This window comes from Halorhabdus tiamatea SARL4B (assembly GCF_000470655.1).
Taxonomy (GTDB): Archaea; Halobacteriota; Halobacteria; order Halobacteriales; family Haloarculaceae; genus Halorhabdus; species Halorhabdus tiamatea.
The window spans coordinates 2554839-2569120 of sequence record NC_021921.1; the positions used below are offsets into that span (position 1 = coordinate 2554839).

Here is a 14282-nt window from a genome sequence, read left to right on the forward strand (position 1 = left end):
TACTGACGTCTGGTCGCCCAGTGATTCAAGCGACGCTGATGTGCTCGACCGGGAGTCGGTCGGCGTCTATGTCCAGCCGGTCGACGAGCAGTCCAAAGACGAGTTCTCGCGGGAACGACTCTGGCCCACCGTCGAGAACGCTGTCGAGTTCGACTTCACCCGGAAGTTCCCGGTCGTCGAGTGCGGTCTGGAGTTCGTCGGCGGTCGTGACTTCGCCCTCGAGTGCACCCGCTAACTCCTCGAACGCCAACGTGGCCTCGATCGTCGCGACGAGGTACTCCCGCGCCCGGGCAGTCGGGTTCGACAGCGACGGGATCGTCGAGAGGTACTCGGCGGCACTGGACTCCTCGACGTCGATCGCCGTCGAGACCCAGTCTTCGACGTCGCTTCGCGTCGCATCGGGCGATAGCTCCTCGACGGCGTCGGCACACAGTTCGGCCTCTTCGTCGGCGATCTCGTGGAAGACGTTGCCGACGACGACCGCATCAGCGCCGGCTTCGAGGACGGCTTGGACGTTCTCTCGGGAGTCGAGCCCGCCGCCGTACCAGAGTCGCGACCACGAGAGCGCCTCAGATACGTCCTCGAGGATAGCTTCGGCCTCCTCGCCGCCGAAGGTTCCGGAGTACTCCAGGTAGACGATCTCGGATTCGAGGACTGTCTCGGCGACCATCGCGCGCTGTTTGGCCGCTCGCGGACTGAGGAGGTCGTCTTCCGTCACCGAGGCCTCCCGGGCGGCCGCGCTGTCAAGGTTCATGATGATGTACGCCTCGAAGACGGCTTCCTGAAGCGTCCACGCCGAGAACAGCGAGACGATGCGTCGTTCGAGCCCGTCTCCCAACGGGATCGGGAGTTTGTCTTCGAGGTACGACGGCCCGAGTTCCTCCCGGAGATACTCGATCCCGGACCCCAGCGTCCCGACGATCGCCTCGGTGTCGCCGTTGAGCACCTGTGGGACGGCGAAGTAATCGGCCTGTTCGCGGGTCCGTTCGGTGACCTGCCGGACGCCGCTCGGTTCCTGGATGGCCGGACGGGGCCGCCCGGCGACGAGTTCGAGGGTTTCCTCGGTATTCTGGCCCGTGACGTCTTTCGAGCCGCCGACCTCCAGCGCGCCGGTGTGTTGGAGATAGAGCGGAAACAAAAGCGGGAGCTTCTTGTCTTCTTCCGGATCGATCTTCGTGACGTGATCCCACGCCGCCGGCACCGGGTTGGTGTCGACGGGCAGGACGGTCCGTCCGGCCAGCGAGAGCGTTCGCGTCGCCGACTCGAACGTCGTAGCGATATCGTCGATACTCGGCATTGATAGGTGATTGTGGTCGCCCCGCTAATATAGCCCTCGCTCTCGACTGTCTGGCTGTCCGGACGACAGGTTCGACGCCGTCTGTCAAAACAGGACGTTCGAGACCGGGAACAGGAGCGGAAAGACGTTCGATGAAAGGAGACTGGCCATCTTGTTGACCTCAAGCGGCCAGGTCGGTGCGTCCTGGAGAGCCGCCCACTCGGGGCCCTCGGAGTTCTCGAAGGAGTCAATGCGGTCGCCCGCGGCTGGCGTCCGGTCGATGTCGACCTCACGCGCCGTGCCCTGGTACTTCCGGGCGATCCGATGTTTGTCCCGGACCATCTTTGCGTGCATCGACCAGAAGGAGTAATAGCCCCACGCGCCGGCCCCGAGCGCGTAGCCGACGACCGGACCGACGAAACTGATGAGCCAGACGGCCGTCGTCAGCGGGTCGCCGATCGCCATGACGCCTTCGGGCGGGATTGCTCGCCCGCCAACGACGTACAGCCGATAGACCAGATAGAGCCCCGCCATCGTGAGGATCACGTTGATCCGGATGGCGAAGCGGCCGAGGTCACGGAAGCCGCCGTAGCCGTCGACGTGGAACGGCTCGTAGGTCAGATCGACGTCGCTGTACTCACCGTTTGCGTTCAGCAACCGGTTGAAGTACCGGACGACGACGAGAAACTGGAAGGCGGCCACGCCGAGGACGGCGTTGAGCGTGGTGTTGACGACGAGTCCGAGCCCGTAGGCGAGTTCCTGGGGGCCGTTTCCGATCAACCAGATGATGGCGAACTGGGCGGCGACGAGCACGCCGAACACGCGGGAGGGTGAGAGCCCGTAGACGGACAGTCGGAGGCTGTCGTGCAGGTCCGTCAGGAAGTGCCGGTAGGCCAGTTCGTCGCCGACGATATCGTTCGTCCGCGTGCCAAGCGTCACGAAGAGATGCTCGATCCGGAGCGTCGCCTCGTAGAGGAACTGACCGGCGACGAGCAACAGCAGGAGATACCCCGAGACGAAGACCACGTTCGGATCGATTGCGCTGGGATGATCGGCGGTGACGGTCAGAAATACCGACGTTCCGACGCCGGCCACCAGGGCCCCGACGAGTCCGTAGATGGCGAGTGCCGACGGAAATTCGCGGTACTCGACCACGTCGACCGTCGACAGCAACCACAGCAACACCGGCGTGATGGCGATGTAGAGTGCGAACAGCCCCGCGTCGGGTCCCGCGATCGTCGGGAAGAGGTCAGTGATCGGGCCGACGGACGGGTCAACCCACGCGCCGACCGCGAGAAGCACGGTCGCCACCAGAATCACGAGCGGGGTGTGTCGCAGGAGTTGTCGGGGGACGCCGTCGATGAACGCGAACTGGGCCTCCTCGCCGGTTTCACGATAGCCCCCGTCTGAATCGCGTTCGACCCGCTCGAACGTCGGTCGGTCGCCCGTCTCGGGTTCGATTGTGAGATACGGGAACGACTCACCTCGCGTCACCTGGGGGACGATCTCACAGATCCGGTGGAGATGGAGGTCGGTACCCCCATCGGTCCAGCGAATCCACAGCGATCCGAGTAGTTCGTCGTCTTCGGGCCGGTCGGCCCGCCAGTTCTCTCGTGTCGTCGCGGTTTCGGTCACGTCCGCCTCGCCCATTCGTAGCCGGCAATCCTGCGTGCGATGTGAAAAAAGTTCCTATAAACCAACCGATGTACACCGGTTGTGAAATATAGATAGCTCTACAGGAACTTCCCGGAGTCGAAGTAATGGGCGAGGACGTACCCGCCGAGAAACATGCCGCTACCGACGTTGCCGAGCAGGTGGTTCTCCATCCGGACGTACCACGCCAGGATCGCGATTCCCGCGACGAGGATCACGATGCCGGCGAGAAAGCCGAAGGCGGCGGGGCCATCCGGCAGGATCGCCCGAAGTTGCCCGAGGACGCCACCGGCTCCCTGGCCGCCCGTGTCGGCGGCCCCGTTCATCGTCGGGGCGTCCGTGCTTTCCCCCATGTCGTCGACGAAGACGCCCTCCTCGGCGTAGTGAGCGACGAGATAGCCCGACCAGGACGTGAACCCGGCGACGTAGACCAGCAGCACCTCGCCCTGGCTGGCCCAGATGAAGCCCGAGGACATCGACCCGGCCGTGATCGCCAACCCGAGGATCAGGCCGACAGCGCTTCCGACGCGTGCGATCGGTGAATCGGTCGACTGGGACTGGCGTGCCATCTCAGAGCGTCACCCCGTTGATCCCGATGTGGCCGAAGATGTACCCGCCGATACAGACCACACCCGCGGCGACGCCGAGGGTCGCGTCCCAGGACTGGATCGTGAGCGCGAACAACCGCATCCCCGCGCCGAGCCCGACGACGCCGACGAGGACGAACCCGCCGCGGGCCAGGAGTACGCCGTCGACACCACCCGAGTCAGTCGCGCCGAGTTCGTGCGGCTGGTCGTCTGGAACCGGCACGAACGCCGAGGCGAACGACTCGTCGGGATCGAGGTAGGTCCCGACCTGCGTGAGGTGATACCCGGCGAAGAAGAACGCGAACCCGATCGAGACGACGCCGACCCTGATCGCCGGGTTCGACCCGTCGAGCAACGGGAGCGACGGCGAGAACGCCGACAGCGTCGCGGTTCCCGCGCCGAATCCGACCACCAGATTCCCGGCTACCGCCCAGAAGAGTTCCCGCAACTCTGGAAGCATGCCCGATCCACGCCGGCAGAATCACATAAAGCCACCGCTCCCCCGAATTTCGGCCGGTGGTCGTCGAATCGACAACTCAGACGTCGCGTTCGGTGATGAAGCGCCCGAGCGCCTCGAGTTTCTCCCGGCCCGGCGAGTCCGGAAGAGCGGCGATAGCCGCGCGTGCCTCGTCGATGAGGTCGTTCATCTGCTGTTCGGCGAAGTCCATACTTCCCTCGGCTTCCAGGATCTCCATGACTTCCTGGACGTCCTCGTCGGTGGTCTCCTCGAAGGGTTTGTCGAGGATGTCGTAGACGCGGTCGTCGTCGGCGTGGACCACCATCAGCGTCCGCTTGCCGGCCCGGACGTCGTTGCCGATCTTCTCGCGGCCCTTGCCCTCCTGGAAGTCGAGCAGGTCGTCGCGGATCTGGAAGGCGGGACCCAGCGACGTGAATCCGTCGAGGTCGAGGTCCGTCTCGGCGAGCGCGAGCGGCGCGTCGACACAGAGTTCGAGCAGCGCACCAGTCTTGCGTCGGACCATTGTCATGTACTCCTCGACGGTGATGTCCCGGCGGTCGGCGAAGTCGATGTCCATCTGCTCGCCGTTAGTGACTGTAATGACGGTATCGAGCGCCAGGTCGCGGGTCTCGGGTGGGAAACACAGGATCGCCTTCGCGAACATCATGTCGCCGAGATTGATCGCGCTGCCCTCGCCGTGTTTGGCCCACAGCGTCGGCTCGCCACGACGGTACTCGTCGCCGTCGATGATGTCGTCGTGGACGAGCGTGAAGTTGTGGAGGAGTTCGACCCCGGCGGCGATGTCCAGGGCGTCCTCCCGTGGGACATCGACTATCTCCGAGACCAGAAACACCAGCCCCGGCCGGATCCGCTTCCCACCCGTCGCGACCGGATACCAGAGTCGTTCGGCGTACTCGAACTCCTCGAGCCACTCCTGGATGCGAGCGTCGACCGTCGGTTTGACCTCGTCCTGCAGCCACGCGAAGACGTCGTCTTCGTCAGTCATTACCTCCACTCTCAAGCGCAGGGAACCTCGGTCTTTCGGTCGGTGACCGTCGGCGTCTCGCGCCGGTGGCGTTTACGCCGAGTCGGTGGCGGCGGCACCGGGTAACACACCCGGATCGCCGGAGCGATAGATGTACTCGGTGGCGATGCCGGTCAGCGGCGAGTCAGTCTCGGTCGCGAACTGCTCGGCGAGATCGAAATACTGCTCGCTGATCGCGACGACCTGATTGTAGGCTGTCGTGGGATCGTCGGCGAGGACGTACTCGGCAGTGACGGGCGTGAGTTGGCCCTCGAGACGGTCGTCGGCGTAGTCGTCGAGGTCGTCGAGCCAGATCTGTGCCCCGATGATCGCCAGCACGATCGAGCGCTTGAACGCCTCGTCGACGGGGAGGCCTGCGCGGCGGTACATCTCGATCATCCCGTCGTAGATCACGCCGACGCGGGCGTACTGGGTCTTGAGATACGGCAACGTCTCGACGTCTTCGAAGAGCGTGATCTCCGTGTCGAATGCAGACAGCGACGCGTCGCGGTACTCCGTCCGTATCTGCTCGCGCGCCGCCTGGTCCCCGTCGCGTGCGGCTTCGAAGAGGTCCCGGAAGTGCGGGTCGCGGTCCTGATGGCGTTCCGAGAGGTCGACGGCCCACTCGTAAATGTTCCTGACGTCCGCGGGCAACCGCTCGAAAGTCGCTTCGAGTTCCGACGCTAAGGTCTCCTGGGCGATCTCGGCGACACGGCGACGCTCCTCGGGCGTGACCTCGAATCCGACGGCGAAGTCGTCGAACTCGGCGTCGTTGATCGCGTCGCGCATGTCGCCGTCGATCAACGCTGCCAGCACCAGTCGGGTGAGGTAGTCCCCACCGTCGACGAGGTCCTGGGGTGAGGACGGTCCAGTCTGCCACTGCTCGTCGGTGATCGCGCGTCGAAAGCTAACGGGGCCAGCCGCGTCGTTCTCGGCCAGATCGTCGTCGGGAACGCCGTCGGCCCACATGCTCAACGCCACAGGGTCGGCACCGTCGTCGGCGCGTCGTCTCGCCGTCCGGTAGATCTGTCCGAGCGTCAACTCGGCCGGCATCGTCAGTTTGGTGTCGTAGCTGAACGCGACTTCGGCAGGATCGACGTCGAAGTCCGCAGCGATGGCCGTTTCGACCGGTCCGAACGCGTCCTCGATCATCGCTTCGGTCCGCTGATCGACGATACGCTTGAGCTGGATACTCTCCCGATCGAACACGCCGGAATCAGCGTAATAGCTCAGGACAGCCTGCCCCGTCGTCGGGATCGGGTCACGCTCAGCCAGCCAGCCGGCGAGTCGCCTGGGAAGTGTCGTCTTCATCGCGAGATCACCGTTGGAACCCGGTCCGATCGTCGCCGGCGCATTGACGGGTTTCCGGCCGGTGTGATTATGATCCTTTCGTCCCAGCCTCTGCCCTGTGGATGAATTTCACCACGGCGACGGATTTTGAACGGATCTCGGTGTAGAAGTAACCCTCTCTTCCTGCCGCTACACGGCAGTTTTTTGTGAGCGCCAGGTTTACCCACGGTCAATGTCGACAGACGCGTACGACATCGTCGTCGTCGGCGGTGGGACGGCCGGGGCGTTCGCGGCCGCCAGCGCCGCCCAGCAAGACCTCGATGTCGTTCTCCTGGAGCGAAAGAGCGAGGACGAAGCGGGCCACATCGCGTGTGGCGACGCCATCAAAGGCAAGAGTACGTTCCCGGAGGTGATCGATCTCGATTACTTACGTGAGGAGGCGTTCACGAACGAGAACATCCAGCGGGCCGTCTTCGAAGTACCGGACGGCGGGACGATCGAATATCCCTTCGAGACGGGTTCGGGAGCGATCGTCGACCGGAAGCGCTACGGCGAAGTGTTGCTCGAGGAGGCCGACCGCGTCGGCGCGGAGTTACACTTCGATACGGTCGTACAGGACGTGCTCCAGGCTGAGGACGGTCAGATCGAGGGAGTAACCGCGACCCGGAAAGGCGACCAAAAACGCTACGACGCCGAGGTCGTCATCGACGCCGCTGGCGCACTCTCGATCTTACAGGACAAGGCCGACCTCGCCGACGCGACCTTCGATACGAACGTCAACTTCCAGCAGTTCTGCTCGGCCTATCGGGAGGTCCTCGAAGTCGAGGAGCCTGTCGAGTACGACGACGCCATCGTGTTCAAACCCACCGAAGAGCTGGGTTACCTCTGGTACTTCCCGCGGACCGCGACGGAGATCAACGTTGGACTCGGTTTCCAGATGGACCAGGAACCGATGGAACTCGTCGACGAACTCCGCGACGATCTCGAAGACCGCGAAGAGTTCGAAAACGCCGAGGTCAAGGACAAACTCGGCGCGGCGTTGCCGACTCGCCGCCCCTACGACTCGGGGACTGCCCCCGGATTCATCGCCGTTGGTGACGCGGCCGGCCACGTCAACCCGACCACCGGCGGTGGGATCCCTGGCGCGGCGAAAGCCGGCCACTGGGCGGCCGAGGTCGCCGGCGACGCCATCGCCGAGGGTGACCTCAGCGAGGACGCGCTGTGGGAGTACAACCACCGCGTGCTGACGGACTTCGGGAAGCGCTTCGCGGCGATGGATCTGTACAACATCTTCGGGACGACGCTCACGGTCGACGATATCGCCGACGTCATCTCGGCGATGCCCGCCCAGCAACTCATCGACATCCTGGGTCGCAGTGGAACCTCCTCGATGGGGTGGGGCCTGAAGCTCAAGACGATGGTCCAGACGTTCGGTCACTGGGGCACGCTGTACGACGCGTACAAGGTCAACCAGCGCGCCTCGGAGCTCAAAGAGATCTACGACGAGTACCCGACCGCACCCGACGGGTTCGGGGACTGGCGCGAGCGGCGAGACGCCTTCATGGAGGACTTCTACGCCGAGTTCGGGGCGGATCCGAAGTACTGATCGTCCGGGCGGGGTTCCGGACCTGGATCCGCACCCTTTTTTCGCCGTGCTGTCTACCTGGACTCGATGACATCACAGCCGACAGCCGACGACGTGCCACGCCTCGGTGACATGCCGATGCTCGGGCTCGGAACCTGGGAGAACGAGGATCCTGAGCAGTGTGCCGACAGCGTCGCGACCGCGCTGGAGATGGGGTATCGCCACGTCGACACGGCGAAAGCCTACCACAACGAAGATGCCGTCGGCGATGGGATCGCCGCTGCCGACGTCCCGCGCGAGGACGTCTTCGTCGCGACGAAGGTCTGGGCCGGCGACCTCGCGTACGACGACGTCATCGAGAGCGCCGAACGGAGCGCCGACCGGCTCGGCGTCGAGACGATCGACCTCCTGTACATCCACTGGCCCTCCCACGCCTACGAACCCGAGGAGACCCTGCCGGCCTTCGACGAACTGGTCGATCGCGGTGTGATCGACCGCGTCGGCGTGAGCAACTTCACGCCAGACCAGATCGAGCGCGCCCGAGACGTGCTCGAATCGCCGCTTTACGCCAACCAGGTCGAGATGCACCCCTATCTCGAGCAGGCGGAACTCCGGGCGTTCGCCGCGGAGACCGACCTCAATCTCGTCGCGTACTCGCCGCTCGGGCGAGGCACCGTTCTCGACGACGAGACGCTCGCCGAAATCGCCGAGAAACACGACGCCAGCGTCGCTCAGGTCAGCCTGGCCTGGTTGCGCGAGAAGGGGGTCACCGCGATCCCGAAAGCGACCAGCGAGGCCCACATCCGGGACAACTTCGAGAGCGTCGGCCTCGATCTCGACGCCGAGGACGTCGCCACAATCGACGACATCGATCGGACTGACCGCCAGATCCATCCTGACTGGGCCCCGGACTCCTGGTAACTGGCCTCGAACACTCGGTGCCGTCTCGGGGGTGACGACGAACGGGGCTCGTAGCAATTATACGCCCTCGTACCCAACTCCGGATACATGTCGGGCGGGACTGCGTCGGGAATCGTCGCCGGGATTCGTATCGACTTACAGCGGCTCCACGAGACCTGGATGGAGATCGTTTACCCACGCCAGCGGGACGCGGCAGACACCGTCCTCGGAAAGTGGACGCCCAACACCCAGACTGGCTGGATCGCCTATCGGCTGTGGGGGGCGCTCGGCGCGCTCCTCGTCGGGATCCTCTACCCGCTGGTGTTGCTCGGGTACGTCTTCCGAGCCCAGACCAGTCGCATCGACCTCGCGGCGGCCCGGATCGGTGCCATCGGGGTGTTCGTCGTGCTGGTCGTGCTCTGGGGGGCATTGAGCGCGTTCGCGAGATACCAGTTCTCGACGAGCGGGTTCATCGCCGTCCTGGCGGCAAGCGTCGTCGCCGTCGTCGCCGGCCTCCTCGCCTACGCCTTCTCCCGTGTCGGCGGACGACTCACGACTGTCGTCTTTGCCTACCCCTTCGGCGTGACCGCACTTCTGCTCCCGCCGGTCGTCGCCGCGCTGTACTCGCCGACGCTCGCCGAGACGGTCTTCTCCCGGAGTACGGCCATCGCCCGCTGGATCAACGACAATCTGCTCGACGTCTACAACATCAACCAGCGTCTCCGGCGGTCCTACGACCTTCGGGGAATCGCCCACGCAGCCATGTGGTTCGCCATCTCGATCCCCGTCGGGTGGCTGGTGGGAACCGTCGTCACGCTGGCGAACTACGTCCGACCCGGCCGCTGAGTTGACCTCCGGACCTGCCCTTCGCTCCTCCCGTTACTGAGTCCCAACGCGAACCGACTCCGGATCGACCCCACCCCCGCCGATCGTGACCGTCGCCTCGCCGCCGACCTGTATCGTCCCGCCCGCGACCAGCGGCGCGAGAATGCCTCCGACGACGGACCCCGGCTCGGAGAGCGGGGCGTCCGGTGTGACGGTGTCGCCAGCCGCCAGGTTCTGGCGATCGACGAAGGTCTCGGCCGCCTGGAGCAGCCTCCGGTGATCGACGGAATTCTCGCCGGTCGTGAGGACGGTGGCGTCCGGTTCGACCGTCTCGGGCGGCGCGATCGGTGTCTCGCTCCAGACTTCCGACTCGAAGTGGACGACGTCGGGGTCCTCGGGCGGCCCGCCGTAGGCGATCGTCGTACACGCCGCTCCCGGTTCGTAGGCGTCCATCCAGGCGGCCGGCCCGACGAGCGCGTCGACGGCGCAATTTCGGGGCGGATCGAACCGCACGGTCGCGCCGAGCAACGCCGCCCCGAGAAACGTGAAGACGACCTCGGGAACCGGCGTTCCGTCCGCCCGTGACGGAGTCGTCCCGGGATCGAAGTCGGGGTGTTTCGGTGCGTCGACAATCCCGACCTCGGATCCTTCGTGGACGCCGTACAGACGGAGGAGGTTCGCCGTCTTCCAGGTCGACGTACAGACGCTGTCGTCGGTGTGTGATCGCGCCGGGTCGCCGGCGACGCGATACGCGAGGCCGTCGCTGCGTCGTGCCGGGGCGACGAGATCGCCGATGACCGTCGCGTCCATATATCGACGTTGCAGGCAATCGCCAAAAGCGTTCGCGCCGAACCGGGAGGAGGTGACTGGCGACCGGCATCCGCGACCGAAACGCTAACCACGACGGCTGACGGCTGGGTGAACATGGACGAGACTGGGTTCGATCTCACGCCGGGACGTGCGTGGCTCGCGGTGTTCGCGGCCGGCGTCGTCGCGGTGGTCGGCGGGTCGATCGCGTTCACACGCACGGTCTGGGACGAGTTCATCTGGCAGTACTTCTGGGGGCCGGTGTACGCCGACGCCTACAACGCCGGGTGTGCGATCAAGGCGGGCGGCGAGACGCTGCTGGGCGGTAGCGGTTTCGCCGAGAACTGCGGGATTGCGGCCCAGCAGGGCCATATCGTCGCCGAGCCGGGCTATACACTCGTCTCGGAGGCAGGCTACATGATCGTCGGGCTGTTCTTCCTGATCGGCGTCTACCTCTTGCTATCGAATCTCGACATCGACCTCGACAAGGCGTTCTTCTACGCGCTGTTCCCGTTCATGCTGTTCGGCGGCGCGCTCCGGGTCCTCGAAGACGCGACCGACGCGGCCGTCGACGCCGGCGTCGAGCCGGTCATCTCCTACCCGTTCAACACGCTGTTCATCAGCCCGATCATCTACTTTACCGTCTTCGGGATCGCGATCGCCGCCCTCGTCGGCAGCCTGCGACTGGCCGATCGGGGCGTCGTCGATTCGGCCGACCGGACGCTCGGGACGGTCGGGGGCGTCGCACTCGCGATCACCCTCGGCTACCTGGTCGTCCTCGGGCTCACCGTCGAACACGTCGCTTTCCTCCCGCACGTCCTGCTCATCATCGTCGGACTCGCGACGGTGCTGGCCTACGGCGTCTACGCGCTCGCGGACCGCTTCTACCCCGAGATAAACAGCGGGACGGGCTACGTCGGCCTGCTCGTCATCTGGGCGCACGCGATCGACGGCGTCGCGAACGTCCTCATCACCGACTGGGCGGACGTGCTTGCCCTCCCCGTCTCGTATTACCCCAAGCACCCGGCCAACGAGATCATCATGAACGTGACCGAAGCCGTCCTGCCGGCGGCCGTCTTCGAGGCGATCGGGAGCGCGTGGCCGTTCCTGCTCGTGAAACTCGGGGTCGCCGTCGCCATCGTCTGGCTGTTCAACGAGGCGTTTATCGAGGAGAATCCACGGTACAGCTACGTCCTCCTGGTCGGCGTCACTGCCGTCGGGCTCGGGCCGGGGACGCGGGACATGCTCCGGGCCGCGTTCGGTATCTAAGCGCTTTCGGCCGGCGACGTCGATTTTCAGGGGAACGGATGAAACGCCCGGTCCGGCCGTGCCTCGAATCCGAGACGGTCCGAGACGGCTTCGAGGCGGTCGCCGAAGTACGGCTCGCCGAGGAACAGCGGCTGTGCGTCCGGCACGAGCACCCGGACAGCCTCGAAGCCCATCGCCTCGACGTCCCTCGGTGTGAGTCGGACGGCGTACGGCGTGAGATCCGCGTCGGCAACTCGCTCGACGACAGCCGACAGGGCTTCGGCCCCTTCGATGGCCACGTCAGGTGCGACGTCAGCCGCCGACACAGCGCCGTCGGCGTCGACGAATGTTTCGACAGCGTCCGGGAATGCGGCGTACTCCCCGATCGCGCCGCCGGCGTCCGCGGCTCCCTCCCGCCCCATCTGACGGAGTTCGAACCAGTTCTGGACCGCCTCGGCGAGCGCCGACCGGGCGGCCGCCGCGGGATCGAGATGTGCGCCCGATCCCAGAGCGAAGCGCGGCCACTCGCCGCCTTCCCGGTGGACGGCGACGGCGACGACCGGGACGTCGACGTCCTGGGTGAGGAGGAGCGGCGTGACCGACAGCCCTTCCGTCCGCACCCGCCGAGCCAATGTTTCGAAGCGCTCGTCCTCGACGGACAGCTCGAGTGGCTCGAACGTCGAATACCACGACAGCATCGCCGCGTCGCGCTCGATCACCTCGTACAGTCCTGACAGCAACGCCTCGACCGTCGCGTTACCGAACCCGAGTCCGGACGTGGTCGCGGGCCGGAACCGGTCGCCGGCGGGGGGATAGACGGTCACCGACGCCGGAACCTGAACAGGCTGGCCACTCGCCAGATTCTCACCCTCGATCCAGTCGTAAGGGCCGTCCTCCGGAGGCTCCGGCGTCACGAACGACGACGGCGCGACGGGATTGTCCAGTTCGTCGACGGCCGCCGTTGTGAAGTTCTCCGCCCGATAGACGCCGGCGCTGTATCGCTCGTAGGCTTCCCCGAGGGCCTTCATCAGCGCGGCGTTCCAGTCGACGTCGACGCCCGCGGCCGGCCCGGTCGAGGAGACGTCGCTGAACCCCGCGGTGTCGCCGTTCCGGGCGAGATAGTACGGGGCCGGAAACGACTCGATCTCGCCGACTTCCTGGACGATTCCGACCCGGTCGTCGAGTCCGGCCTCGGCCATCGCGATCGTCGTCTCCAGGTCGCGATCTGCCGTCGTTTGCTCGATTGCTCGGGAGGTGTCAGACCCACACGTACAGTGGGGGACGGGGAGCAGTTGCCGTGTCGCGTCGGGAATCTCCGTCACGAACCCGAAGATATCGGGCCCCTCGACCGATGGGTCGAGCGTACTCGCCGCCGCCCGGCCGGCGATCGCACCGGCGAACCGGGCAGTCGTCGGCGGCGGCGCTTCGGTCGGCTTCTCGGTCGGGTCGACGTTCGCGCGGACGCGCTTGCGAAGACACGAATAGCAGGCTGTCTCCGGACCGAACCCCGTGATCGCGGCGTCGACGACTGGAACACCACCGACCCCGCCGAGTTCGACCGCGATCCAGGCTGCTCCGGTCGTCAGGGCGTGCTCGTTCGCGCGCTCGAACGCGTTCGCGCCGGCCACGTCGACGACGACGCCGAGTTCGAATTCGCCGATTGCGTCGGGCGCAGCCGTCGTCACGTTCTCTCCGACGTCTGCGAGCGCCGATTCGACCGCTTCGGCCGCCGGCCCGGAACCCACGAGACCAACAGTCATGCTCCCTCGTGGATGCCCGACGGGCAAAAAGGTCGCGCTAGTTCTCGACCAGGTCGAGAGCGACGTCGACGAGTTCGTCCGCGGCCGCGTCCTGGAGCCGCTCGTCGCCGAGTAACAGCCGTAGCCGTGGTCGACCGACGTCGATCGGGACTTTCTCGGTGTCGAGCAGTCCCTGGTCTTCGAGTTGGGTCTTCGTCCGGGAGAACGTCGCCTTGCTCGCCAGGCCGACGTCCTCGCCCCACTTGCTGATGTCGTAGAGCAATTCGTGGTTCCGAGCGGCCACCAGAAGGCTGATCGTCACTTCGTCGAGGTCGTCTCCGTCACCGCTGGCAGACGAGACCGAATCGAGCACGGCGTCGAAGTCAGTCTGTGCCTCCTCGCTGATCTCTGTGGCAAGCGTCGAACGAACGCGCGACAGCGGTGGCGTTCGGAGCGTGAACTCGCCAGCCGTCTCCCACATCTCGTCGTAGAAGGCAACCGTCTCGGCGACGAACGCCTCGTCTGCGGTCGACAGTCCGGCGGTCGCGTCGCTCGCGGTCACGAGCGAGACGACGGCGTCGTCGGTCACGACCAGGGAGTTGACCGGGCGGTCGTCCAGGACCCGCAAAAACAGGGTACCTGCCTCGATCAGGTCGGCGGCGGTACTTGCCACGAGGAAGTCGTCCATGACGTCCTTGAGCGGGCGTTCGGGCGCGAGCAGCCGAACGACCGGCGGCGAGTCGAGGTCTTCGAGGGTGGCGACGAGCGCCACGATGGTCTCCCGGGAAGGGTTGACGACGTAAACGTCTCCATCGGTCGGCACTGTTTCTTCGAGGACGTCAGCGACGTCGGGAACAATGAGATTTTCTGCTGTCATGACTGCAAGGTAGT

General features: G+C 65.6%; 13 protein-coding genes. 4 read left to right on the forward strand and 9 right to left on the reverse strand.

What is annotated here, in order from left to right:
- Nucleotides 1-25: 25 nt before the first annotated feature.
- The 6 genes from HTIA_RS12590 to HTIA_RS12615 all read right to left on the reverse strand — a co-directional run bounded on the left by HTIA_RS12590 (nucleotide 26) and on the right by HTIA_RS12615 (nucleotide 6308).
- A complete protein-coding gene (locus tag HTIA_RS12590) occupies nucleotides 26-1297 on the reverse strand; it encodes a geranylgeranylglyceryl/heptaprenylglyceryl phosphate synthase (RefSeq protein ID WP_008524094.1) in 1272 nt (423 codons plus the stop codon).
- Nucleotides 1298-1381: 84 nt separating this feature from the next.
- Nucleotides 1382-2926: a hypothetical protein gene (locus HTIA_RS12595; RefSeq protein WP_008524096.1), complete on the reverse strand. Its 1545-nt coding sequence runs from the start codon at nucleotides 2924-2926 to the stop codon at nucleotides 1382-1384.
- Nucleotides 2927-3009: 83 nt separating this feature from the next.
- Nucleotides 3010-3498, reverse strand: a complete 489-nt coding sequence (locus HTIA_RS12600) for a hypothetical protein (RefSeq protein WP_008524098.1) — start codon at nucleotides 3496-3498, stop codon at nucleotides 3010-3012.
- Nucleotide 3499: 1 nt separating this feature from the next.
- Nucleotides 3500-3976, reverse strand: a complete 477-nt coding sequence (locus HTIA_RS12605) for a hypothetical protein (RefSeq protein WP_008524100.1) — start codon at nucleotides 3974-3976, stop codon at nucleotides 3500-3502.
- Between the two features lie 76 nt (nucleotides 3977-4052).
- The gene (locus tag HTIA_RS12610) at nucleotides 4053-4979 is read right to left on the reverse strand and encodes a polyprenyl synthetase family protein (RefSeq protein WP_008524101.1); all 927 of its coding nucleotides are present in this window, start codon (nucleotides 4977-4979) and stop codon (nucleotides 4053-4055) included.
- Between the two features lie 72 nt (nucleotides 4980-5051).
- Entirely contained in the window at nucleotides 5052-6308 is a 1257-nt protein-coding gene (locus HTIA_RS12615; protein WP_008524104.1) for a hypothetical protein, read from the reverse strand.
- Nucleotides 6309-6519: 211 nt separating this feature from the next.
- Here HTIA_RS12615 and HTIA_RS12620 point away from each other — a divergent pair, with 211 nt between their 5' ends.
- From HTIA_RS12620 to HTIA_RS12630, 3 genes are all read left to right on the forward strand, one after another.
- Nucleotides 6520-7893, forward strand: a complete 1374-nt coding sequence (locus HTIA_RS12620) for a geranylgeranyl reductase family protein (protein ID WP_008524106.1) — start codon at nucleotides 6520-6522, stop codon at nucleotides 7891-7893.
- 66 nt (nucleotides 7894-7959) lie between these two features.
- Nucleotides 7960-8793 (forward strand): aldo/keto reductase, encoded by an 834-nt coding sequence (locus tag HTIA_RS12625; protein ID WP_008524107.1) that lies wholly within the window; start codon nucleotides 7960-7962, stop codon nucleotides 8791-8793.
- Nucleotides 8794-8880: 87 nt separating this feature from the next.
- Nucleotides 8881-9618: a hypothetical protein gene (locus HTIA_RS12630; protein ID WP_008524109.1), complete on the forward strand. Its 738-nt coding sequence runs from the start codon at nucleotides 8881-8883 to the stop codon at nucleotides 9616-9618.
- Between the two features lie 33 nt (nucleotides 9619-9651).
- Here the strand turns inward: HTIA_RS12630 and HTIA_RS12635 are convergent, their stop codons facing one another.
- Nucleotides 9652-10407, reverse strand: a complete 756-nt coding sequence (locus HTIA_RS12635) for a hypothetical protein (protein ID WP_008524113.1) — start codon at nucleotides 10405-10407, stop codon at nucleotides 9652-9654.
- 114 nt (nucleotides 10408-10521) lie between these two features.
- On the opposite strand from HTIA_RS12635, the gene HTIA_RS12640 reads away from it, so the two are divergent.
- On the forward strand, nucleotides 10522-11673 hold the full coding sequence (locus tag HTIA_RS12640) for a DUF63 family protein (RefSeq protein WP_008524115.1): 1152 nt from the start codon (nucleotides 10522-10524) through the stop codon (nucleotides 11671-11673).
- A 26-nt stretch (nucleotides 11674-11699) separates the two neighbouring features.
- On the opposite strand, the gene HTIA_RS12645 is transcribed toward HTIA_RS12640, so the two are convergent.
- Together HTIA_RS12645 and tbsP are read right to left on the reverse strand one after the other, a co-directional pair.
- Complete coding sequence (locus tag HTIA_RS12645; protein WP_008524116.1) at nucleotides 11700-13412, reverse strand: YcaO-like family protein; 1713 nt, start codon at nucleotides 13410-13412, stop codon at nucleotides 11700-11702.
- A 37-nt stretch (nucleotides 13413-13449) separates the two neighbouring features.
- Entirely contained in the window at nucleotides 13450-14268 is an 819-nt protein-coding gene (gene tbsP, locus HTIA_RS12650) for a transcriptional regulator TbsP (protein WP_008524121.1), read from the reverse strand.
- Nucleotides 14269-14282 lie beyond the last annotated feature (14 nt).